This is a genomic window from Streptomyces sp. NBC_00285 (assembly GCF_036174265.1).
Lineage (GTDB): Bacteria > Actinomycetota > Actinomycetes > Streptomycetales > Streptomycetaceae > Streptomyces.
The window spans coordinates 5,510,740-5,533,461 of sequence record NZ_CP108055.1; the positions used below are offsets into that span (position 1 = coordinate 5,510,740).

A 22,722-nucleotide genomic window follows, 5' to 3' on the forward strand; every position below is an offset into this window, starting at 1 on the left:
GAGTAACCGAACGATCGGTCGGGATAAGGGGGTCCGCCGCATCTGTGGAAAACGTCGTGCGGGAGGATCGCGCACATGACAGCACTCGACCTAAGCAGCCCCGTGGCCGTTGTCGGCACCGGCACCATGGGCCAGGGCATCGCCCAGGTCGCGCTGGTCGCCGGTCACCGCGTGCGGCTGTACGACGCCGTGCCCGGTCGCGCGCAGGAGGCGGCCGACGCGATCGGCGCCCGGCTGGACCGGCTCGTCGAGAAGGACCGGCTCACCGCGTCGGACCGGGACGCGGCGCGCACCCGCCTCGTGCCCGCCGGGCACCTCACCGACCTCGCGGACTGCGCCCTGGTCGTCGAGGCCGTCCTGGAGCGGCTGGACGTCAAACAGCAGCTGTTCCGTGAGCTGGAGGACGTCGTCGACGAGGACTGCCTGCTCGCCACCAACACCTCCTCCCTGTCGGTGACCGCCGTCGCCGGCGCCGTGCGCAACCCGGGCCGTGTCGTCGGCCTGCACTTCTTCAACCCGGCGCCGCTGCTGCCGCTGGTCGAGGTGGTCTCCGGGTTCGCCACCGACGTCTCGTCGGCCACGCGCGCGTACGAGATGGCACGTGCGTGGGGCAAGACGCCGGTCGCCTGCGCCGACACCCCCGGCTTCATCGTCAACCGCATCGCGCGGCCGTTCTACGCCGAGGCCTTCGCGGTCCACGAGACCCAGGGCGCCGAGCCCGCCACCATCGACGCCGTGCTGCGCGAGTCCGGCGGGTTCAAGATGGGCGCGTTCGAACTGACCGACCTGATCGGCCAGGACGTCAACGAGTCCGTCACGCACTCCGTGTGGCGGGCCTTCTTCCAGGACGTGCGCTTCGCGCCCTCGCTCGCCCAGCAGCGCCTGGTCGAGTCGGGCCGGCTGGGCCGCAAGAGCGGGCAGGGCTGGTACGACTACACGGACGGCGCCGAGCGCGACGAGCCGCACACCGCGGAGCGGGCCCAGCCGCCCGCGTACGTCGTCGCCGAGGGTGACCTGGGCCCCGCGTCCGAACTGCTCGCTCTGATCCGCGAGGCGGGCATCCAGGTCCGCGAGGAGGAGGAGGACCACGGCACCCGTCTGGTCATGCCGAGCGGCGGCCAGCTCGCGCTCGCCGACGGGCAGACCTCGGTGGAGTTCCGGGACGTCGTCTACTTCGACCTCGCGCTGGACTACCGCAGGGCCACCCGCCTCGCGCTGTCCGCCTCCCAGGACACCTCGCAGCAGACCCTCGGTGAGGCCATCGGGCTGTTCCAGGCGCTCGGCAAGGACGTCAGCGTCATCGGTGACGTCCCCGGCATGATCGTCGCCCGTACGGTCGCCCGGATCGTCGACCTCGCGCACGACGCGGTGGCCAAGGGCGTGGCCACCGAGGAGGACATCGACACCGCGATGCGGCTCGGGGTGAACTACCCCCTGGGCCCGTTCGAGTGGAGCCGCAGGCTCGGCCGCAACTGGGCCTACGCACTCCTGGACGACCTGCACATGCGCGACCCCTCCGGGCGGTACGCGCCGTCGCTCGCGCTGTACCGCCACGCGTACGCCTCCGACAAGCGGGAGGGCAGCACCTCATGACGACCGCCAAGCGCGACACGTACACCCCGGACACGCTGCTGTCCGTCGCCGTCCAGGTCTTCAACGAGCGCGGTTACGACGGCACGTCCATGGAGCACCTCTCCAAGGCGGCCGGCATCTCCAAGTCGTCGATCTACCACCATGTCTCCGGCAAGGAGGAGCTGCTGCGCCGGGCGGTCAGCCGGGCCCTCGACGGCCTCTTCGGGATCCTCGACGAGGAGCACGCGCGCGTGGGGCGTGCCTCCGAGCGCCTGCAGTACGTCGTGCGGCGCATGGTCGAGGTACTGATCGCCGAACTGCCGTACGTGACGCTGCTGCTGCGGGTACGCGGCAACACCGACACGGAGCGCTGGGCCCTGGAGCGGCGCCGCGACTTCGACCACCGGGTCGCCGAGCTGCTGAAGGCGGCGGCCGCGGACGGGGACGTGCGCGGTGACGTGGAGGTACGGCTCGCGACCCGGCTGATGTTCGGCATGATCAACTCCGTCGTGGAGTGGTACCGGCCGGACGGACGGGGCGGGAGCGAGCGTGAAGTGACGGACGCGGTCGCGCAGTTGGTCTTCGAAGGGCTGCGAAACGCGTCCTGAAGTCAGCCCTGCGGCTCCAGGTCCTCCTCCTCGAAGACCAGCAGGGTGCGGGTGCTGAGGACCTCGGGGATCGCCTGGAGGCGGGTGAGGACCAGTTCGCGCAGGGACCTGTTGTCCGGGGTGTGGACGAGGAGCAGCACGTCGAAGTCCCCGCCCACCAGGGCGATGTGGGAGGCCCCGGGCAGCTGCCTGAGCTGCTCGCGGACCGTGCGCCAGGAGTTCTGGACGATCTTCAGGGTGACGTAGGCCGAGGTGCCCTGTCCCGCGCGTTCGTGGTTGACGCGGGCCCCGAAACCGCGGATGACGCCGTCCTCGACGAGGCGGTTGATGCGCGCGTAGGCGTTGGCGCGGGAGACGTGGACCCGTTCGGCGACCGACCTTATCGACGCGCGGCCGTCCGCCTGGAGCATCTGGAGGATGTCCTGATCGATGGCGTCGAGAGGACGCGGGGGCTGGAGCGGGGTGCCGCCCTCCGGGCCGTCGGCCATTTGTTCAGGTGCCATGTCCCCCCGCCTCCCTACCATGGACGTACTGCGTCCATCTCAGGCTGTGGAGAACCGTTTGTCCACAGCCTGAGGGGGCCTGTAGCCAAAATGTGCCGACGACCGAACAATCGGTAGGTGAGGCGCCTCACAGCCGTGCTGCGCCCGAAGCCGTCTCCCACGAGGAGGTGCCGTCATGACGGTCATGGAGCAGCGGGGCGCGTACCGGCCATCACCGCCGCCCGCCTGGCAGCCCCGCACGGACCCCGTGCCGCTGCTGCCCGACGCCGAGCCGTACCGGGTCCTCGGCACCGACGCGGCCGGTGAGGCCGATCCGGCCCTCCTGCGCCGCCTGCACGCCGAACTGGTCCGCGGTCGCCGCTACAACACGCAGGCCACCGCCCTCACCAAGCAGGGCCGTCTCGCGGTCTACCCCTCCAGCACCGGCCAGGAGGCCTGCGAGGTTGCCGCCGCGCTCGCCCTGCAGGACCGCGACTGGCTCTTTCCCAGCTACCGGGACACCCTCGCCGCCGTCGCCCGAGGCCTCGACCCCGTCCAGGCCCTCACCCTCCTGCGCGGCGACTGGCACACCGGCTACGACCCGCGCGAGCACCGCGTCGCCCCCCTGTGCACCCCCCTCGCCACCCAGCTCCCGCACGCCGTGGGCCTCGCGCACGCCGCCCGCCTCAAGGGCGACGACGTGGTCGCGCTCGCCATGGTCGGCGACGGCGGCACCAGCGAGGGCGACTTCCACGAGGCGCTGAACTTCGCCGCCGTCTGGCAGGCGCCGGTCGTCTTCCTCGTCCAGAACAACGGCTTCGCCATCTCCGTCCCGCTCGCCAAGCAGACCGCGGCCCCCTCACTGGCCCACAAGGCCGTCGGCTACGGCATGCCGGGCCGGCTGGTCGACGGCAACGACGCGGCCGCCGTGCACGAGGTCCTCACCGCCGCCGTACGGCACGCACGCGCGGGCGGCGGCCCCACCCTGGTCGAGGCGATCACCTACCGCGTGGACGCCCACACCAACGCCGACGACGCGACCCGCTACCGCGGTGACGCCGAAGTCGAGACCTGGCGCGGGCACGACCCGATCGCCCTCCTGGAGCACGAACTGACCGAGCGCGGGCTGATCGACGAGGCCGGCATCGAGGCCGTACGCCAGGACGCCGAGGTGTTCGCCGCCGCCCTGCGCGAGCGCATGAACCAGGACCCGGTCCTCGACCCCATGGACCTCTTCGCCCACGTCTACGCCGAGCCCACCCCGCAGCTGCGCGAGCAGCAGGCCGTGCTGCGGGCCGAGCTGGAGGCCGAGGGGGACACCCGATGACCACCGTCGCCCTCAAGCCGGCCACCATGGCGCAGGCCTTCACGCGCGCGCTGCGCGACGCGATGGCGGCCGACCCCGGCGTGCACGTCATGGGCGAGGACGTCGGCACCCTCGGCGGTGTCTTCCGGGTCACCGACGGCCTCGCCAAGGAGTTCGGCGAGGACCGCTGCACAGACACCCCGCTCGCCGAGGCGGGCATCCTCGGCGCGGCCGTCGGTATGGCGATGTACGGGCTGCGCCCGGTCGTGGAGATGCAGTTCGACGCCTTCGCCTACCCGGCGTTCGAGCAGCTCATCAGTCATGTGGCGAAAATGCGCAACCGCACGCGCGGGGCGATGCCGCTCCCGATCACCATCCGCGTCCCCTACGGCGGCGGTATCGGCGGGGTCGAGCACCACAGCGACTCCTCCGAGGCGTACTACATGGCGACGCCCGGGCTGCATGTCGTCATGCCCGCGACCGTCGCCGACGCCTATGGCCTGCTGCGCGCGGCCATCGCCTCCGACGACCCGGTCGTCGTCCTGGAGCCCAAGCGGCTCTACTGGTCGAAGGACTCCTGGAACCCGGACGACCCGCAAGCCGTTGAACCGATAGGCCGCGCGGTGGTGCGGCGCTCGGGCCGGAGCGCCACACTCATCACGTACGGGCCGTCCGTACCCGTGTGCCTCGAAGCCGCCGAGGCCGCGCGTGAGGAGGGCTGGGACCTCGAAGTCGTCGACCTGCGCTCGCTGGTGCCGTTCGACGACGACACGGTCGCGGCCTCGGTACGCAGGACCGGGCGGGCGGTCGTCGTGCATGAGTCGGGCGGGTTCGGCGGGCCGGGCGGGGAGATCGCGGCCCGGGTCACCGAGCGCTGCTTCCACCATCTGGAGGCGCCGGTGCTCCGCGTGGCCGGGTTCGACATTCCGTACCCGCCGCCGATGCTGGAGCGTCACCACCTGCCCGGTGTGGACCGGATCCTGGACGCCGTGGGGCGTCTTCAGTGGGAGGCGGAGAGCTGATGGCGCAGGTGCTCGAGTTCAGGCTGCCGGATCTCGGCGAGGGCCTGACCGGGGCGGAGATCGTCCGCTGGCTGGTCGAGGTGGGCGACGTCGTCGCGATCGACCAGCCGGTCGTCGAGGTCGAGACGGCCAAGGCGATGGTCGACGTCCCCTGTCCCTACGCAGGCGTGGTCACGGCCCGCTTCGGCGAGGAGGGCACGGAGCTTCCCGTGGGGGCGCCGCTGATCACGGTGGCGGTCGGCGCGGCGGACTCCGGCGGTCCGACGGAGGGCTCGGGGAACGTACTGGTCGGGTACGGCACCTCCGAGGCACCCGCGCGGCGGCGGAGGGTACGTCCGGCATCCGCGGCGGCCGCGGCCGTGAACGGCCGGAGCATCGCCGCCGAGTCGGTTGAGGAGCGGGGCGACGGGCCGCGGGCGGACACGGCCGGGCGGGATGCGTCCGAGGCGGGACGGGTCGACGGGTCCGGGGCGATCGCGAACGGTCGGGCCGGTGCGCCCGAGCAAGTGGTGGACGGCCCCGTTGCCGTGATCTCGCCCCTGGTGCGCCGTCTCGCACGGGAGAACGGCCTCGACCTCAAGGAGCTCACCGGAACCGGCCCCGACGGGCTGATCCTGCGGGCGGACGTCGAGTACGCCCTGCGTGCCGCCGCCGTGCAGAGGCGTCCGGCACCCGCGCCGTCCGCCACCCCGGCGCCGGCTTCTGCGACCCCGTCCGGAGGGACCCGCATCCCCCTCAAGGGCGTCCGAGGCGCCGTGGCCGACAAGCTGTCGCGCAGTCGGAGCGAGATCCCCGACGCCACCTGCTGGGTGGACGCGGACGCGACGGAGCTGATGCGGGCCCGCGCGGCGATGAACGCCGCCGGGGGGCCGAAGATCTCCCTGCTCGCGCTGCTCGCCCGCATCTGCACCGCCGCCCTGGCCCGGTTCCCCGAGCTCAACTCCACCGTGGACATGGCGGCCAGGGAGATCGTGCGACTGGACGCCGTGCATCTCGGGTTCGCCGCGCAGACCGAACGCGGACTGGTCGTACCGGTGGTGAAGGACGCGCACGCGCGCGACGCCGAATCGTTGTCCACGGAGTTCGCCCGGCTGACCGAGGCGGCCCGCACCGGGGGCCTCACCCCCGCGGAACTCACCGGCGGCACCTTCACGTTGAACAACTACGGCGTGTTCGGTGTCGACGGTTCCACGCCGATCATCAACCACCCCGAGGCGGCCATGCTCGGCGTCGGCCGCATCGTCCCCAAGCCGTGGGTGCACGAGGGCGAGCTGGCGGTGCGCCAGGTCGTCCAGCTCTCGCTGGCCTTCGACCACCGGGTGTGCGACGGCGGCACCGCGGGCGGCTTCCTGCGGTACGTGGCGGACTGCGTCGAACAGCCCACGGTCCTGCTGCGCACGCTCTGATCACGGCGCCGCCCGCAGACCACCCCTGCGATCGCGGCGCCCTCCGCCTACGCCCTCGCGGCGCCGCAGTCCCGCGCCGCCCGCGGACCGCTGCCTGCGCTCGCGGCGCCCTGCACAGACGGCACCCGTGATCGCGCCGACTCTGATCGCGGCGCCGCCCGCACGTTCCCTGTGATCGCGGTGGCACCCATACTCAGGGGGTGACCTCGTACGAGCCCCTGGCCGACCCGGGCGCCGACCCCGTGTACGACGTGGTCGTGCTCGCCGGGGGCGGTGCCCGGCGGCTCGGCGGCGCCGACAAGCCCGGTGTCAGGGTGGGCGGACGTGCCCTGCTCGACCGGGTCCTCGCCGCCTGCGCGGGGGCCCGCACCACCGTCGTCGTCGCCGATCCCCGTCCGACCGCCCGGCCGGTGACCTGGGCCCGCGAGGACCCGCCCGGTGGCGGCCCGCTGGCCGCCCTCGACGCCGGCCTGAGACAGGTCACGGCACGGTACGTCCTGGTGGTCTCCGCCGACCTGCCGTTCCTCCAGGAGGCCACCGTACGGCTGCTGTTGACCGTCCTGCGCACGGGTGGCGCCGACGGTGTGCTGCTCACCGACGCCGACGGCCGCGACCAACCGCTGGTGGCCGTGTACCGCTCGCACTCACTGCGCCATGAATTCGGCGTACTCACGAAGGAGCACGGCACCCTCACCGGCCTCCCCCTGCGCCGGCTGACCGCCGTGCTCGACCTCACCCGCGTCCCCGACCCCGTCGCGTCCTTCGACTGCGACACCTGGGACGACATCGCCACCGCCAGGGCACGCATCAGGGAGCATGGGCACGTGTTGGATGAATGGATTTCCGCAGTCAAGGACGAACTGGGCATCGACCTCGACGTCGACACCGGCGTGCTCCTCGACCTCGCCCGTGACGCCGCCCACGGTGTGGCCAGGCCCGCCGCACCGCTGACCACCTTCCTCGTCGGCTACGCGGCAGCGCAGGCAGGCGGCGGTCCCGAGGCCGTCGCCGAGGCCTCCCGCAAGGCCGTCGCACTGGCCCTGCGCTGGGCCGACGAGGACGCCGCCGCACCCGACGGGGCCCCCGACGCCCGCCCGGACGCCGGATGACCGCCCGGTCCCTGCGCACCGGCGAGAACACCGGAGCCGCCGAGGACGCCGACGAACTCGACGTCGAGGAGGCTCTGGCCCTCGTGAGGGACGACCACGACCGCGCCCCTGGCGACCAGGTGCCCTCGCCGGGCACCCCCGCCCCGGAGCAGGGACCGCGGCACGGCCCCGGGCACCGCCCGCACGCCCACCACAAGGCGACCCCCTGGTCCGAGGCTCGCGAGACCGCCGCCCGGGCGGCGCGCGCCGTCCCCCGCAGCGGCCGCCTCGCCCCGGTCTCCGTACGGCTCGACGACGCCCTCGGCCTCACCCTTGCCGCCCCCCTGGACGCCCTCACCGACCTGCCCTCCTTCGACACCTCGGCGATGGACGGCTGGGCGGTCGCCGGACCGGGCCCCTGGGCCGTACGGGACGAGGGCGTACTGGCCGGGCACGCCGAACCCGCGCCCCTCACCGACGGCGAGGCGGTCCGCATCGCCACCGGCGCCCGCGTCCCCCTGGACACCACCGCCGTCCTGCGCAGCGAGCACGGCCAGATCGACGAGAAGGGCCGGCTGCACGCCACCCGCGAGGTCGTGCACGGCCAGGACATCCGCCCGCGCGGACAGGAGTGCCGCAGCGGCGACCAGCTCCTGCCGTCCGGCACCCTCGTCACCCCGGCCGTCCTGGGCCTCGCCGCGGCCGCCGGGTACGACACCCTCGCCGCCGTCCCCCGCCCTCGCGTCGAAGTCCTCGTCCTCGGCGACGAGTTGCTCACCGAGGGCACCCCCCGAGACGGTCTGATCCGGGACGCGCTCGGCCCGATGCTCCCGCCCTGGCTGCGCGCGCTGGGCGCCGAGGTCATCGCCGTACGCCGGCTCGGCGACGCTGCCGAGGCCCTGCACAAGGCGGTCACCCGTTCCGCGGCCGATGTGATCGTCACGACCGGCGGCACCGCGGCCGGACCCGTCGACCACGTCCATCCGACCCTGCGCCGCATCGGCGCCGAACTCCTGGTCGACGGCGTGAAGGTGCGTCCCGGTCACCCCATGCTGCTGGCCCGCACCAAGGAGAACCAGCACCTCGTCGGTCTGCCGGGCAACCCCCTGGCCGCGGTCTCCGGCCTGCTCACACTCGCCGAGCCGCTGCTGCGCGCCCTGGCAGCACGTCCGGCCCCGGAGCCGTACGCCCTGCCCCTGAGGGACGAGACGCACGGTCACCCGTACGACACCCGGCTCGTCCCCGTCGTCCTGCGCGGCGACGTGGCGGTTCCGCTGCACTACAACGGGCCTGCCATGCTGCGGGGCATCGCCGCCGCGGACGCCCTCGCCGTCGTACCGCCCGGGGGCACCCGTCCGGGGCAGGAGACCGAACTCCTCGATCTGCCCTGGGCGGCCGCAGGAATCGGGGTGTGTTTCACGTGAAACTTCCGGGCCATGACGCGATCGCCCGGCAGGCGGACGAGCATCTGGTGACCCGGAAGGTGAAGCTCCCCAGGAAGATGGTGGAGCATCCGTTCCGGCAGGTCGCCAGACGGCTCTTCCTGGCACTGTTCCTACTGGTCGCGACCGCGCTGATCGTCTATGCCGACCACGGCGGCTACAACGACAACTCCGACGGCTCCGTCGACCTGCTCGACTCCTTCTACTACGCGACCGTCACGCTCTCCACCACCGGATACGGCGACATCACCCCGGTCAGCGACGCCGCCCGGTTCACCAACATCTTCGTCATCACACCCCTGAGGGTGCTGTTCCTGATCGTTCTGGTCGGTACGACCCTTGAGGTTCTCACCGAACGCACCCGGGAGGAATGGCGACTCAACCGCTGGAGGTCCACCTTGCGCGACCACACCGTCGTCGTCGGTTTCGGCACGAAGGGACGGTCGGCGATCGAGACCGTCTGCGTGACGGGGCTGAAGAAGGAGCAGGTCGTGGTGGTCGACCCGAGCGGCAAGGTGATCGAGGCCGCGACCGCCGACGGCTACGCGGGGGTCATGGGCGACGCGACACGCAGCGATGTGCTCAAGCAGGCAGAGGTGCACCGGGCCCGGCAGATCATCATCGCGACGCAGCGCGACGACACCGCGGTCCTGGTGACGCTGACGGCCCGGCAGATGAACCGGACGGCGAAGATCGTGGCCGCCGTGCGCGAGGAGGAGAACGCGCCCCTGCTCAAGCAGTCCGGGGCGGACGCGGTCATCACCAGCGCCAGCGCGGCCGGACGACTCCTGGGCCTGTCGGTGCTGAGCCCTGCCGCGGGCATGGTGATGGAGGACCTGATCCAGCAGGGCAGCGGGCTGGACATCGTCGAACGGCCGGTCATAAAGGCCGAGGTGGGCATGAAGCCGCGGGAGACGGAGGACCTGGTGGTGAGTATCGTCCGCGGACACCGGGTGCTCGGATACGACGATCCTGCCGTCGGGACGCTTGCGTTGACGGACCGGCTGATCACGATCGTGCGGGCGACGCCGGGCACCCAGGTTGCACCCGACGTCCGCCCCATGCCGCAGAACTGATCACTTGCGGTTGTAGAGCCGCATCGTGACCGGCCCGAAGACCGCGATGAACAGGCCCGCCCACCCCAGGGACCAGGCGATCTCGTCGGCGGGCCAGTCACCCGCCATCAGTTCCCGGACGGCCGAGGACAGATGAGTGACCGGACTGTTGTTCACGAAGGCCTGCAGCCAGCCCGGCATGGTCCTCGGGTCGACGAAGACGTTGGACAGGAAGGTCAGCGGGAAGATCACCATCATGCTGACGCCCATCACCGACTTCTCGGTGCGCAGCAGCAGCCCGAACATCGTCCAGATCCACGAGAACGCGAACGAGAACACGACCAGCAGCACGATGCCGGCGATCACACCGCTGAACCCGCCGTCCGGGCGGTAGCCGATGGCCAGACCGACGACGAGCATGACCACGGACGCGATGGTGTAGCGCAGGGCGTCGCCGAGCAGATAGCCGACCATCACCGAGGGCCGCCAGATCGGCAGCGTACGGAAGCGGTCGAAGACGCCCTTGTCGATGTCGGTGTTGACCGATACGCCGGTGTACATCGTGATCATCACGACCGACATCACCAGGATGCCCGGCAGCAGGAACTGGATGTACTCCGTCGGGGACCCGGCCAGGGCGCCCCCGAACAGATACGTGTACATCAGCACCATCATGATCGGGAACGCGGTGACGTCGAAGAGCTGCTCCGGCACGTGCTTGATCTTCAGCATCGCCCGCCAGCCGAAGGTCAGCGAGGCCGACAGCGCGCTCGGGCGCGGTGGCCGCTCCCCGGTGACCAGCAGCGCGGCCAGCGACTCGGCGCTGACGGGGGCGAGATCCTGGGCCTCGGTCTGCGTCACGGTGCTCATGCCGCGACCTCCTCGGTGTCCTCGCCGGCCTGAGTGTCTTCGGTGGAGTGTCCGGTGAGGGCGAGGAACACCTCGTCCAGGCTGGGCTGCCCCAGCGAGAAGTTGTCGACGGTGATGCCGGTGCGGGCCAGTTCCGCGAGGGCGCGGGAGGCCTGTTCGGCGGCGGTGTCACCCGCCGCGGTGGCCAGGCGGGCCGTCAGGGCGACCGGATCGGGTTCCAGCTGCACCTCGGCGTCCAGGGAGCGTCGTAGGACGTCTGCGGCCTCGGGCCGCCGACCGCCGTCCCTGAGGCGCAGATGTACGGTCCCGGCGCCCACGGAGGCCTTCAGTTCGCCCTTGGTGCCCTCGGCGATCACCCGGCCGTGGTCGATGACGGCGATCCGCGAGGCCAGCTGGTCGGCCTCGTCCAGGTACTGCGTGGTCAGCAGCACGGTGGTGCCCTGGGCGACGACCGCGCGCACGATGTCCCACACCTGGTTGCGGCTGCGCGGGTCGAGCCCGGTGGTCGGCTCGTCCAGGAAGAGCAGGTCGGGGGTGCTGAGGATGGACGCGGCGATGTCGATACGGCGCCGCATGCCGCCGGAGTAGTGCTTGACCTGCTTCCTGGCCGCGTCCGTCAGCCCGAAGGCCTCCAGGAGCTGACCGGCACGCACGTGTGCGGCCTTCTTGTGATGGCCCAGGAGACGGCCCAGCAGGACCAGGTTCTCGGTGCCGGTGAGGTCCTCGTCGACGGAGGCGTACTGGCCGGTGAGGCTGACCCGTCCGCGGACCTCGTCGGCCTCCTGGACGACGTCGTGGCCGAAGACGTGGGCCTGGCCGCCGTCGGGCCGCAGGAGGGTGGCGAGCATCTTCACGGTGGTGGTCTTGCCTGCGCCGTTGGGGCCGAGGACGCCGTAGACCGTGCCGGCCGGCACGGCGAGGTCGACTCCGTCCACGGCCCTGGTCTCGCCGAACGTCTTCACCAGGCCCGCCGTCTCGATGGCCAGGGCTGACGTGTGCTGGCTCATGGTGTGTCCTTCCGCGTACATGGGCTACGCATGGGGAGACCTTTACCGTCGCGCGAACTCATCGCTCACGCACCGGGTTTTTCGGGGCCGGGCCCAGGGAGGGCGGAGTCGGAGGCGCGGGGAGTAGCGTCGGATCCATGTATGCGATCACGATTCCCGAACCCGGTGGGCCCGAGGCGCTGGTGTGGAGCGAGGTCCCGGACCCGGTGGCCGGCGAGGGCGAGGTGCTGGTCGAGGTGGTGGCCGGGGCCGTCAACCGCGCCGACATCCTTCAGCGGCAGGGCTTCTACAACCCTCCGCCCGGCGCCTCCCCCTATCCCGGTCTGGAGTGCTCCGGGCGGATCACCGCGCTCGGCCCGGGCGTCTCCGGCTGGTCCGTCGGCGACGAGGTATGCGCGCTGCTCGCGGGCGGCGGCTACGCGGAGAAGGTCGCCGTACCGGCGGGCCAGTTGCTGCCCGTGCCCAAGGGCGTCGACCTTCATCGCGCTGCAGCGCTGCCCGAGGTGGTCTGCACGGTCTGGTCGAACGTCTTCATGGTCGCCCATCTGCGCCCCGGCGAGACGCTCCTCGTGCACGGCGGTTCCAGTGGCATCGGCACGATGGCGATCCAGCTGGCCAAGGCCGTCGGCGCCAGGGTCGCGGTGACCGCGGGCACGCGCGCGAAGCTGGACCGCTGTGCCGAGCTGGGCGCGGACATCCTGATCAACTACCGGGAGCAGGACTTCGTCGAGGAGATCGGGAAGGCCACCGACGGGGCGGGGGCCGACGTCATCCTCGACAACATGGGCGCCAAGTACCTCGACCGCAACGTGCAGGCCCTCGCCGTCAACGGGCGGCTCGCGATCATCGGCATGCAGGGCGGCGTCAAGGGCGAGCTGAACATCGCCGCGCTCCTGAGCAAGCGGGCCGCGATCAGTGCGACCTCGCTGCGGGCGCGGCCCCTGGAGGAGAAGACGGCGATCGTGGCGGCCGTACGGGAGCATGTGTGGCCGCTGCTGGATGCCGGGCACATCCGTCCCGTCGTCGACCGCGAGGTGCCGATGAGCGACGCGGGCGCCGCGCACCGGGTCGTGGAGGAGAGCGGCCACATCGGCAAGGTCCTGCTGGTCACGTCCTAGCCGCGGCGCGACCGCAGCGCGAACAGGCCGAGGCCCAGCCCCAGTCCGATCAGCACCAGCCCGGTGCCGAGCGGCAGGATGAACACCTTGGGCGCGGCCGCGGTCCGCTCGGTGGAGTGTGCCTGCGGGGCGGGTGAGGCGGCCGCGGTCGGTCGGGGCGGCTGCGGTACGGCGGCCAGGTCGCCGTCGCCGGAGTCGGCACCCGAGGAGTCACCGGACGCGCCGGCGGAGGCCTCCTCGTCCTCCGCGACCGGTTCCTCCTGCCGCCCGGGCCGCTGCCGCCCCTCACCCGCACGGCTTCCGGCACGCGAGGGGGCGGCGGCGGGGGAGGGAGCAGCGGAGGCCGAGGAGGGGGCGCGGAGCGGACCGTGGCCCGGGGAGGGATCACGGGGATCACCGGGCAGGACGGCCGACGGGCTCGCGGCGGTGTGCCGCGGGCCGGGGGCCGGGCCCGGGCGGGACGGGACGCCGGAGGGGGAGGCCGACGTGTCCGTGGAAGCGCGTGACCGCGGCTCGGCGCCGTACGTCCGTTCGGTGCCGTACCGCGTCTCCGACCCGTGCGGCAGGTGCCCCGGCGGTACGACGGCCGTGCTCGACCCCGCCATGATCACCAGTACCGTCACATGCAGCCAGGGAGTCACGGAACAAGACTGGCATTCAGCCGCCTAACCGGCATTCCGGGTGGATCTGTGGTGTCGATCTGCTCCGCGAACGGTGGATCAGCGCGCACCGGGGGCACCCCACACATGAGATGTACGGGTGCGAGAGAATGGCTGCATGGAGATGCCGAGGAGCGAAGGTTCGCCGGAAACCCCCCAGATCCTGGTCGTGGGCCAGGACGGGATGGCACTGGGCGGCGGGGGTGACGAGGACTCCCGCGAGATTCCGGTCACGGAGATGGTCGAGCAGCCCGCGAAGGTCATGCGGATCGGCAGCATGATCAAGCAGCTGCTCGAAGAGGTGCGCGCGGCTCCCCTCGACGAGGCCAGCCGGGCCCGTCTCAAGGAGATCCACCACAGCTCGGTCAAGGAGCTGGAGGACGGCCTGGCCCCCGAGCTCGTGGACGAGCTGGAGCGGCTCTCGCTGCCCTTCAACGAGGACGTGACCCCGAGCGACGCGGAACTGCGCATCGCGCAGGCCCAGTTGGTGGGCTGGCTGGAGGGTCTCTTCCACGGGATCCAGACCACCCTGTTCGCCCAGCAGATGGCCGCGCGGGCCCAGTTGGAGCAGATGCGCCGCGCGCTGCCCCCGGGCGTCGGCGGCCTCGATGAGGGCGGTGACCCGCGCACGGGCGGCCGCTCGGGCGGGCCGTACCTGTAGAGGCCGTACCTGTAGAGGCCGTACCTGTTGGAAGCCGTACCTGCAGAGGCCGTATCCGGTGGAAGCTGTTCCGCTACGGCCAGTCCTGTAGGGCTGCACCGTTGACCGCCGTACTTATGGCTGTTGTAGATGTAAACCCCCTGGACTCGTGAAGGGCCCGGCAGCGTCCGCTGCCGGGCCCTTCGTCTCGCCTGCAAAAACGCTCGTTCGGGTTCTTCTTCGGATCCCCGGCGACGCCCGTGGGCGTGACCTTGGCCACGGGATCCGCGTCCGGGACCGGTGCCCGTTCCGTGGCCGTCGGCGAAAGAACGGTCGCGCGGGCGTTACAGGTGCCCCACCGTCGGTACACAGGATTTGCACGCCGGGACGTAGTACAGGTTTCATGACCGGTCCGTCACGGGCCGGCCCCCGGGCTCATCCCGGACCGGCGGCTTGCGCGAAGGCTGTAGCGTGGCCGACGGAGACCGTAACAACACCGCGCGCACCGCGGGCAGAAACGACGGCGAGGACCGATGGCACAGCAGCAGCGCGCCCAGGGCCCGTCCGACCCCGAGGCGACTGGCGGCGGAATGTCGGATGCGCCGGAGCTGTGGGGTAACGGCGGACTGGTCGGGGACGGCCGGTATCGGCTGACCCACAGACTCGGCCGAGGCGGCATGGCCGAGGTGTTCGCGGCCGAGGACGTACGGCTCGGCCGGACCGTGGCGGTCAAGCTGCTCCGTGCCGACCTCGCCGAGGACCCGACCTCCAAGGCCCGCTTCACGCGCGAGGCCCAGTCCGTGGCCGGCCTCAACCACCACGCGATCGTCGCCGTGTACGACTCCGGCGAGGACTTCGTGGGCGGCCTGTCGGTGCCGTACATCGTCATGGAGATCGTCGAGGGACGGACGATCCGGGACCTGCTGATCAACGCCGAGGCGCCCGGGCCCGAGCAGGCCCTGATCATCGTCTCGGGCGTCCTGGAGGCGCTCGCCTACTCGCACCAGCACGGCATCGTGCACCGCGACATCAAGCCGGCGAACGTGATCATCACGCACAACGGCGCGGTCAAGGTGATGGACTTCGGCATCGCCCGCGCCCTGCACGGCGCGTCCACGACGATGACGCAGACCGGCATGGTCATGGGCACGCCGCAGTACCTCTCCCCGGAGCAGGCGCTCGGCAAGGCAGTCGACCACCGCTCCGACCTGTACGCCACGGGCTGCCTTCTCTACGAACTCCTCGCCCTCAGGCCCCCGTTCACCGGCGAGACCCCGCTCTCCGTGGTCTACCAGCACGTCCAGGACATCCCGACGCCCCCGTCGGCGGTCTCGACGGCCGTGCCGCCGGAGCTCGACGGCCTGGTCATGCGCTCGCTCGCCAAGGACCCGGACGACCGCTTCCAGACGGCCGAGGAGATGCGCGGGCTCGTTCAGTACGGCCTGCAGATGCTGTATGACCAGGGCGGCCACACCGGCACCTGGAACACCGGCCCGGTGGCGGCGCACGACGGCCGGAACACGCCCTCGGCGGGCTTCGCGAGCACCAGCGTGCTGCCGCACTCCGGCGCCGCATCGGGCACCACCCAGATCCCGCAGCCGATCATGCCCTCCGGCTACGGCGGCGGGGACGAGGGCGGCTTCGAGGGGCACGGCAACCGGGGCAGCGGACGCGGCAAGCTGTGGATACTCGCCGTCTTCGCGGTGATCGCCATCGCGGCGGGCGTCGCGCTGGCGCTCCAGAACGGCGGCGGCGGTGGTAGCGGTGACACCGACACCACCAAGTCGCCGACCACCTCACAGACCACCGACGACCAGACGGCCAGCGGGACGCCGAGCGACGAGACGACGGACGAGTCGACCGAGACGTCCACGGACGACAGCGGCAGCTCCGGCGGCTCGGGCTACACGCCTTCCTACACGCCGTCGTACACGAACTCGTACACGCCGTCGCCCACGGCGACGCAGCCCACCGAGACGGCGACGCCGAGCGACACGACCGAGCCGACGGACACGGCGACGGCCGAACCCACGGACACGGGCGCCCCGACCGACGGTGGCGGCCTCGTGGCCGGCACGGACGGCGGGAGCGACTCCTGATCTGCTGAGCCAACCACGCGCGCGTGGGTCCGGAAACGGTCCTCACGCGCGCGTGCGTGCCGCCGCACGGCCGGGTCAGCCCACGAAGGCGTCGCACACCGCGTCGTACTCCCGCGTCCACCACACCACCAGCGCCGAGGCCGCCGGGAACTGGGGGTCCGCGCGGGTGTCGCCGCGCTCGTAGTGCCAGCGCAGCATCCAGAAGTCGTTCAGGCGCTCCCACCACACGCGGTGCACGGCCGCCGTGAGTTCCGAGGGCGTGGCACCGGCCGTACGCCGGTACGCGCGTGCGTACGCCCGCACCTTCGGCAGGTCGAGCGTCCCAGCGGGCCGTACGAAGAAGATCGCGGCGGCCCGTACGGTCTCCTCCGCGCGGGGCTTCACGCCGAGCCGGTCCCAGTCGACGATCGCGGCGGGCGCGTCGCCCTGGTAGAGCAGGTTGAAGGGGTGGAAGTCCCCGTGCACCCAGCCCACCGGCCCGCCGTGCGGAGGACGCCGCCCCACGTGCTGTTCGAGCAGCTCGCGCCGCTCCAGGAGCCGGTGTCGGGCCAACTCGTCGAAGGAGTCGGCGGGCCGGTGCCGGCGCACGCGCGCGAGGAGGTCGTCGATGAGGGCGAAGGTGGTGTCGGGGTCGGCGCCCGCATCGACGACGGCCGGGCAGGCGCCATCCGCATCGGTGTCGGTGACGGCTGGGCAGGCGCTCCGGGTCGGTTCGGCACGCACGCGTGCGTGCGTCGGCATCACGCGTTCCAGGCTGGCGTGCACCACCCCCAGCAGCGCCCCCAGCCGTTCGCACTGACCGGTGGTGAGCTGGGCGCCGTTTCGGTGCCGGCCGTCGATCCAGGGGTGCAGGGCGTAGGCGTGGCCGCCGACGACCGCGACCGTACGGCCGTCGTGGCCGGGGAGTGCCGGTGCCACCGGGACGCCGAGGTCGGCCAGGCGCTGGGTGGCCCGGTGCTGGCGGGCGATGGCCTCCGGGGCGGCCGTCTCGGGGTCGAAATGGTGCTTGAGGAAGTACCGGCCGCGGGTCGTGCGCAGCCGGTAGCCGCGGTTGAGGAGGCCCTCGTCGACAGGGTCGCAGGCGAGGGCGGATCCGGCGGAGTACTGGCGGAGGAGGGCGCCCAGCGGGGGCGCGTGAGGCATAAGGGGTGGTACGGGAGAGCGCGGCACGCGCCAGATGCTAGGGCACGAGCCGACGCCGTGAACTGGGCGTTGTCACAGAAAGTCATGGACAGTCGCCGCCGGTCACGGACGGTCGTGTCCGGTCACGCCGTGCGGTGCTCGACATGCCTTCCGGGGCCGCCGTCCGTCGAGTGCACGGACCCGAATCGCGGCTCCACGGACAGGTAGACGGGCTCGTACGGCTCACCGTCGGCGAGGCGGGGGGCGGGCCCGAAGCGCTCGATCTCGGCGGCGCTGGGCTCGTACGCCGCACACTCGCCCACCACCTGCACCGACCACAGGTCCTCCCCCGGCCGGGCGGAGCCCAGGTTGTCCGAGCCGTACGCCACCACGCTGCCCGCGCACGCCCGGTGGTGGCCGGCGCTCCCGGGCATCCGGAGCAGGATCCGGCCGTCCGCCACGATGTGACGGGCGAAGGCGAGGAAGGGCAGGGCGCGCATGCTGGTGGCGACCTGGCCGTGGTCCGTACGGGCGAGCAGTCCGACGGCGAGCTGTTCGGCAGAGGACATACGGGAACTGTGCGTGACGAGAAGGCGTGAGCACCAGGGACGTAGGTCCCTAAAACGCGTCAATGCCGCTGCACCTGCAGGCGAGCCACGTACGCGGCGGCCTGGGAACGTCTTTGCATGCCGAGTTTGGAAAGCAGACTCGACACATAGTTCTTGATCGTCTTCTCGGCGAGGTGCAGCCGCTCGCCGATCTGGCGGTTGGTGAGACCTTCGCCCACCAGATCGAGGATTCTGCGCTCCTGGTCGGTGAGGTGCGCGAGCCGGTCGTCCTGTTTGGCGCCGCCGTCCCGCAGCCGCTCCAGGACGCGCGCGGTGGCCACCGGATCCAGCAGGGACCTGCCGGCGGCCACGCCCCGGACCGCATCCAGCAGTTCGGCGCCACGGATGGCCTTCAGGGCGTAACCGGATGCCCCGGCCATGATCGCGTCGAAAAGAGCCTCGTCATCGGCGAACGAGGTCAGCATCAGGCACTTCACGGAGTCGTCCCGCGAGCGGATCTCCCGGCACACCTCGACCCCGCTGCCGTCGGGGAGTCGTACGTCGAGCACCGCCACGTCGGGCCGGGTGGCCGGAATCCGCGCCAGAGCTTCGGCCGCCGTGCCGGCCTCGCCGACCACCTCGATGTCGTCCTCCACCGAGAGGAGTTCATGGACACCCCGCCGGACCACCTCATGGTCGTCGACAAGAAATACCCTGATTTTTCCGTTTTCGCGCACTCGGTAAGTCAAACACGGAAACCCTTCCGGTGACCTGGGTAGACGGGATAACGTGCCGTTGCTCCGGCCTCCTGCAAGGCTGTGACCAGCGCCGCTTCCACCCTTTCTCGATTTACTTGGAAATCCAAGCAAAATCGCAGGTCAAAGGGGGTTTCACAGAAATGTGAAGCACTGGGTAACGTGATTCTTGCAGGGCGCTCGCCGGGGCACCTGTCACGCCTGTTCCGGCCGATTGGCACCCACCCCGTGCACGGGTGCCGGAAACAGGTGAGCCGCTTCCCCGGGCTCTGAACGAGCTGGGGGACCCCCAGCTCCCGGCAACCCCGAGGGCCGGACCGACGGAGGAGCACACGTGACCGTGGAGAGCACTGCCGCGCGCAAGCCGCGACGGAGCGCCGGGACGAGGAAGTCCCCGAGCACCAAGCCCGAACTGGTTCAGTTGCTGACGCCCGAGGGCAAGCGCGTCAAGGACGCCACGTACGACAAGTACGTCGCCGACATCACCCCCGAAGAACTCCGCGGCCTCTACCGCGACATGGTGCTCACCCGGCGCTTCGACGCCGAGGCCACCTCCCTGCAACGCCAGGGCGAGCTGGGCCTGTGGGCCTCGCTGCTCGGCCAGGAGGCCGCCCAGATCGGCTCCGGCAGGGCCCTGCGCGACGACGACTACGTCTTCCCGACCTACCGCGAGCACGGCGTGGCCTGGTGCCGCGGGGTCGACCCGACCAACCTGCTCGGCATGTTCCGCGGCGTGAACAACGGCGGCTGGGACCCCAACGGGAACAACTTCCACCTCTACACGATCGTCATCGGCTCCCAGACCCTGCACGCCACCGGCTACGCGATGGGTGTCGCCAAGGACGGCGCGGACTCGGCGGTCATCGCCTACTTCGGCGACGGGGCCTCCAGCCAGGGCGACGTGGCCGAATCGTTCACCTTCTCCGCGGTCTACAACGCCCCGGTCGTGTTCTTCTGCCAGAACAACCAGTGGGCGATCTCCGAGCCGACCGAGAAGCAGACCCGCGTCCCGCTCTACCAGCGCGCGCAGGGCTTCGGTTTCCCCGGCGTACGGGTCGACGGCAACGACGTGCTCGCCTCGCTGGCCGTCACCAAGTGGGCCCTGGAGCGCGCCCGCAACGGTGAGGGCCCGACGCTCGTCGAGGCGTACACCTACCGGATGGGCGCCCACACCACCTCCGACGACCCGAGCAAGTACCGGGCCGACGAGGAGCGCGAGGCGTGGGAGGCGAAGGACCCGATCCTGCGACTTCGCCGGTACCTGGAGGCCTCAAACCACGCGGACGAGGGATTCTTCGCGGAACTGGAGACCGAGTCCGAGGCGTTGGGCAGGCGAGTGCGTGAAGCGGTCCGTGCCATGCCGGACCCGGACCGCTTCGCCCTCTTCGAGCACGCGTACGCGGACGGACACGCGCTCGTCGACGAGGAGCGGGCCGAGTTCGCCGCCTACCAGGCGTCGTTCGCGGATGGGGAAGGGGCCTGATCATGGCAGCGGAAAACGTGACATCCACGAACCTGGCACTGGCCAAGGCGATCAACGAATCGCTCAGGCGCGCCCTGGACACCGACCCCAAGGTCCTCGTCATGGGCGAGGACGTCGGCAAGCTCGGCGGCGTCTTCCGCGTCACCGACGGCCTCCAGAAGGACTTCGGTGAGGACCGGGTCATCGACACCCCGCTCGCCGAGTCCGGGATCGTCGGCACCGCGATCGGCCTCGCCCTGCGCGGCTACCGCCCGGTGGTGGAGATCCAGTTCGACGGCTTCGTCTTCCCGGCCTACGACCAGATCGTCACCCAGCTCGCGAAGATGCACGCGCGCTCGCTGGGCAAGGTCAAGATGCCGGTCGTCGTCCGCATCCCCTACGGCGGCGGCATCGGCGCCGTGGAGCACCACTCGGAGTCCCCCGAGGCGCTCTTCGCGCACGTGGCGGGCCTGAAGGTGGTCAGCCCCTCCAACCCCTCCGACGCGTACTGGATGATGCAGCAGGCCATCCAGAGCGACGACCCGGTGATCTTCTTCGAGCCCAAGCGCCGGTACTGGGACAAGGGCGAAGTCAACACCGAGGCGATCCCCGGCCCCCTGCACAAGGCCCAGGTGGTCCGTGAGGGCACCGACCTGACCCTCGTCGCGTACGGCCCGATGGTGAAGCTCTGCAAGGAGGTCGCCAACGCGGCCGCCGAGGAGGGCAGGTCGCTGGAGATCCTGGACCTGCGCTCGATCTCACCCCTGGACTTCGACTCGATCCAGACCTCGGTGGAGAAGACCCGGCGCCTGGTCGTGGTCCACGAGGCCCCGGTGTTCTTCGGTTCGGGCGCGGAGATCGCGGCCCGGATCACCGAGCGCTGCTTCTACCACCTGGAGGCTCCGGTGCTCAGGGTCGGCGGCTATCACGCCCCCTACCCGCCGGCCCGCCTGGAGGAGGAGTACCTGCCGGGCCTGGACCGGGTGCTCGACGCCGTCGACCGTGCCCTGGCGTACTGAGGAGAGGGTCGTGACGACGATGACGGAAGCGTCCGTACGCGAATTCAAGATGCCCGACGTGGGCGAGGGGCTCACCGAGGCCGAGATCCTCAAGTGGTACGTCAAGGTCGGGGACACGGTCACCGACGGCCAGGTGGTGTGCGAAGTGGAGACGGCCAAGGCGGCCGTCGAACTGCCCATCCCGTACGACGGGGTGGTGCGCGAGCTGCGCTTCCCCGAGGGCACCACGGTGGACGTGGGCACGTCGATCATCGCGGTCGACGTGTCGGGCGGCACCGCGGTGGCACCGGAGCAGCCGGCCGAAACCCCCGTGCCCTCCGCGGCCCCCGCCGCACCCGAGAAGCGCCAGCCGGTCCTCGTCGGTTACGGCGTGGCCACCACCTCGACCAAGCGCCGGCCCCGCAAGGGTCCCGAGGTCCCGGTCCAGCAGGCGTCGGAGGCGATCCGGACCGAGCTGAACGGCCATGCAGCGGCTCCCGCGGTGGAGTCCCGCCCCCTCGCCAAGCCCCCGGTGCGCAAGCTCGCCAAGGACCTGGGCGTCGACCTCACCACCGTGGTCCCGACCGGCCCGGACGGCGTCATCACGCGCGAGGACGTGCACGCGGCGGCCCCTGCCGAAGCGTCCGCACCTGCGCCGGTGACACAGGCGCCCGTCACGGCTCCGGTCCCGGCGGCCCCCGCCGCGTCGTACGACTCCGTCCGGGAGACCCGTGTCCCGGTCAAGGGAGTCCGCAAGGCCACGGCGCTGGCGATGGTCGGCTCCGCCTTCACGGCCCCGCATGTCACGGAGTTCGTGACGGTGGACGTGACGCGGACGCTGAAGCTGGTCGAGGAGCTGAAGCAGGACAAGGAGTTCACGGGACTGCGCGTGAACCCCTTGCTGCTGATCGCCAAGGCGCTCCTCGTCGCGATCCGTCGCCACCCGGACATCAACGCGTCCTGGGACGAGGCGAACCAGGAGATCGTGCTCAAGCACTACGTCAACCTGGGCATCGCTGCGGCCACACCCCGTGGCCTGATCGTCCCGAACATCAAGGACGCCGACGCGAAGACGCTGCCGCAACTGGCCGAGGCACTGGGCGAGCTGGTGGCCACGGCGAAGGACGGCCGTACCTCCCCGGGCGCGATGCAGGGGGGCACGGTCACCATCACCAACGTCGGCGTCTTCGGCGTCGACACCGGCACCCCGATCCTCCCGCCCGGAGAGTCCGCGATCCTGGCCGTCGGCGCGATCAGGCTCCAGCCGTGGGTCCACAAGGGCAAGGTCAAGCCCCGCCAGGTCACCACGCTGGCGCTGAGCTTCGATCACCGGCTGGTGGACGGGGAGTTGGGCTCCAAGGTGCTGGCCGACGTGGCCGCGATCCTCGAACAACCGAAGAAACTCATCACCTGGGCGTGACCCGCGCGCAGCGGATAAGTTGTTCAACACTGAAGGGACGGCC

The 22,722-nt window shown here is 71.4% G+C and carries 21 protein-coding genes; 14 read left to right on the forward strand and 7 right to left on the reverse strand.

Translation table 11 applies throughout. The annotated features are described in order from the left end of the window. The first annotated feature begins 75 nt into the window (after nucleotides 1-75). Nucleotides 76-1,593 (forward strand): 3-hydroxyacyl-CoA dehydrogenase, encoded by a 1,518-nt coding sequence (locus tag OHT57_RS25340; protein ID WP_328748781.1) that lies wholly within the window; start codon nucleotides 76-78, stop codon nucleotides 1,591-1,593. Then, complete coding sequence (locus tag OHT57_RS25345) at nucleotides 1,590-2,180, forward strand: TetR/AcrR family transcriptional regulator (RefSeq protein ID WP_328748782.1); 591 nt, start codon at nucleotides 1,590-1,592, stop codon at nucleotides 2,178-2,180. Before OHT57_RS25340 ends, OHT57_RS25345 begins: the two co-directional genes overlap by 4 nt. Before the next feature lie 2 nt (nucleotides 2,181-2,182). Here the strand turns inward: OHT57_RS25345 and OHT57_RS25350 are convergent, their stop codons facing one another. Beyond that, nucleotides 2,183-2,683 carry an Lrp/AsnC family transcriptional regulator gene (locus OHT57_RS25350; protein WP_443053483.1) on the reverse strand — a complete coding sequence of 167 codons (501 nt, stop codon included), beginning with the start codon at nucleotides 2,681-2,683 and terminating at the stop codon, nucleotides 2,183-2,185. A 175-nt stretch (nucleotides 2,684-2,858) separates the two neighbouring features. Here OHT57_RS25350 and pdhA (OHT57_RS25355) point away from each other — a divergent pair, with 175 nt between their 5' ends. From pdhA (OHT57_RS25355) to OHT57_RS25380, 6 genes are all read left to right on the forward strand, one after another. Beyond that, the gene (gene pdhA, locus OHT57_RS25355) at nucleotides 2,859-3,989 is read left to right on the forward strand and encodes a pyruvate dehydrogenase (acetyl-transferring) E1 component subunit alpha (RefSeq protein WP_328748783.1); all 1,131 of its coding nucleotides are present in this window, start codon (nucleotides 2,859-2,861) and stop codon (nucleotides 3,987-3,989) included. After that, the gene (locus tag OHT57_RS25360) at nucleotides 3,986-4,990 is read left to right on the forward strand and encodes an alpha-ketoacid dehydrogenase subunit beta (RefSeq protein ID WP_328748784.1); all 1,005 of its coding nucleotides are present in this window, start codon (nucleotides 3,986-3,988) and stop codon (nucleotides 4,988-4,990) included. The genes pdhA (OHT57_RS25355) and OHT57_RS25360 overlap by 4 nt, the downstream gene beginning before the upstream one ends. Next, on the forward strand, nucleotides 4,990-6,396 hold the full coding sequence (locus tag OHT57_RS25365) for a dihydrolipoamide acetyltransferase family protein (protein ID WP_328748785.1): 1,407 nt from the start codon (nucleotides 4,990-4,992) through the stop codon (nucleotides 6,394-6,396). Before OHT57_RS25360 ends, OHT57_RS25365 begins: the two co-directional genes overlap by 1 nt. A 200-nt stretch (nucleotides 6,397-6,596) precedes the next feature. Further along, nucleotides 6,597-7,505 carry an NTP transferase domain-containing protein gene (locus OHT57_RS25370; protein ID WP_328748786.1) on the forward strand — a complete coding sequence of 303 codons (909 nt, stop codon included), beginning with the start codon at nucleotides 6,597-6,599 and terminating at the stop codon, nucleotides 7,503-7,505. Further along, entirely contained in the window at nucleotides 7,502-8,908 is a 1,407-nt protein-coding gene (locus OHT57_RS25375) for a molybdopterin molybdotransferase MoeA (RefSeq protein WP_328748787.1), read from the forward strand. Before OHT57_RS25370 ends, OHT57_RS25375 begins: the two co-directional genes overlap by 4 nt. Next, the gene (locus OHT57_RS25380) at nucleotides 8,905-10,002 is read left to right on the forward strand and encodes a potassium channel family protein (RefSeq protein ID WP_328748788.1); all 1,098 of its coding nucleotides are present in this window, start codon (nucleotides 8,905-8,907) and stop codon (nucleotides 10,000-10,002) included. The genes OHT57_RS25375 and OHT57_RS25380 overlap by 4 nt, the downstream gene beginning before the upstream one ends. Here OHT57_RS25380 and OHT57_RS25385 read toward each other — a convergent pair whose 3' ends face one another. Both OHT57_RS25385 and OHT57_RS25390 read right to left on the reverse strand, forming a co-directional pair. Continuing rightward, a complete protein-coding gene (locus OHT57_RS25385; RefSeq protein ID WP_328748789.1) occupies nucleotides 10,003-10,851 on the reverse strand; it encodes an ABC transporter permease in 849 nt (282 codons plus the stop codon). It abuts the gene before it with no gap. Beyond that, nucleotides 10,848-11,858, reverse strand: coding sequence for an ATP-binding cassette domain-containing protein (locus OHT57_RS25390; protein WP_328748790.1), 1,011 nt, complete (start codon nucleotides 11,856-11,858; stop codon nucleotides 10,848-10,850). Before OHT57_RS25390 ends, OHT57_RS25385 begins: the two co-directional genes overlap by 4 nt. Before the next feature lie 137 nt (nucleotides 11,859-11,995). Between OHT57_RS25390 and OHT57_RS25395 the strand changes: the two genes are divergently transcribed. Next, nucleotides 11,996-12,976, forward strand: a complete 981-nt coding sequence (locus OHT57_RS25395) for an NAD(P)H-quinone oxidoreductase (protein ID WP_328748791.1) — start codon at nucleotides 11,996-11,998, stop codon at nucleotides 12,974-12,976. On the opposite strand, the gene OHT57_RS25400 is transcribed toward OHT57_RS25395, so the two are convergent. Continuing rightward, nucleotides 12,973-13,617 (reverse strand): hypothetical protein, encoded by a 645-nt coding sequence (locus tag OHT57_RS25400; protein WP_328748792.1) that lies wholly within the window; start codon nucleotides 13,615-13,617, stop codon nucleotides 12,973-12,975. The genes OHT57_RS25395 and OHT57_RS25400 overlap by 4 nt on opposite strands. Nucleotides 13,618-13,753: 136 nt before the next feature. Between OHT57_RS25400 and OHT57_RS25405 the strand changes: the two genes are divergently transcribed. Together OHT57_RS25405 and OHT57_RS25410 are read left to right on the forward strand one after the other, a co-directional pair. Beyond that, nucleotides 13,754-14,296, forward strand: coding sequence for a bacterial proteasome activator family protein (locus tag OHT57_RS25405; RefSeq protein ID WP_328748793.1), 543 nt, complete (start codon nucleotides 13,754-13,756; stop codon nucleotides 14,294-14,296). Between the two features lie 512 nt (nucleotides 14,297-14,808). Then, complete coding sequence (locus tag OHT57_RS25410) at nucleotides 14,809-16,374, forward strand: protein kinase domain-containing protein (protein WP_328748794.1); 1,566 nt, start codon at nucleotides 14,809-14,811, stop codon at nucleotides 16,372-16,374. 75 nt (nucleotides 16,375-16,449) lie between these two features. Here the strand turns inward: OHT57_RS25410 and OHT57_RS25415 are convergent, their stop codons facing one another. The 3 genes from OHT57_RS25415 to OHT57_RS25425 form a co-directional block, all read right to left on the reverse strand. Next, on the reverse strand, nucleotides 16,450-17,517 hold the full coding sequence (locus OHT57_RS25415) for a phosphotransferase (protein ID WP_328748795.1): 1,068 nt from the start codon (nucleotides 17,515-17,517) through the stop codon (nucleotides 16,450-16,452). Between the two features lie 122 nt (nucleotides 17,518-17,639). Then, complete coding sequence (locus OHT57_RS25420; RefSeq protein ID WP_328748796.1) at nucleotides 17,640-18,065, reverse strand: pyridoxamine 5'-phosphate oxidase family protein; 426 nt, start codon at nucleotides 18,063-18,065, stop codon at nucleotides 17,640-17,642. Nucleotides 18,066-18,124: 59 nt separating this feature from the next. Continuing rightward, nucleotides 18,125-18,781 carry a response regulator transcription factor gene (locus OHT57_RS25425; protein ID WP_328748797.1) on the reverse strand — a complete coding sequence of 219 codons (657 nt, stop codon included), beginning with the start codon at nucleotides 18,779-18,781 and terminating at the stop codon, nucleotides 18,125-18,127. A 352-nt stretch (nucleotides 18,782-19,133) separates the two neighbouring features. Between OHT57_RS25425 and pdhA (OHT57_RS25430) the strand changes: the two genes are divergently transcribed. From pdhA (OHT57_RS25430) to OHT57_RS25440, 3 genes are read left to right on the forward strand one after another with little or no spacing between them, the layout of a single operon-like run. After that, on the forward strand, nucleotides 19,134-20,282 hold the full coding sequence (pdhA, locus tag OHT57_RS25430; protein WP_328748798.1) for a pyruvate dehydrogenase (acetyl-transferring) E1 component subunit alpha: 1,149 nt from the start codon (nucleotides 19,134-19,136) through the stop codon (nucleotides 20,280-20,282). Between the two features lie 2 nt (nucleotides 20,283-20,284). Next, a complete protein-coding gene (locus OHT57_RS25435) occupies nucleotides 20,285-21,280 on the forward strand; it encodes an alpha-ketoacid dehydrogenase subunit beta (RefSeq protein WP_328748799.1) in 996 nt (331 codons plus the stop codon). 10 nt (nucleotides 21,281-21,290) lie between these two features. Continuing rightward, nucleotides 21,291-22,679: a dihydrolipoamide acetyltransferase family protein gene (locus OHT57_RS25440; protein ID WP_328748800.1), complete on the forward strand. Its 1,389-nt coding sequence runs from the start codon at nucleotides 21,291-21,293 to the stop codon at nucleotides 22,677-22,679. Nucleotides 22,680-22,722: the final 43 nt, after the last annotated feature.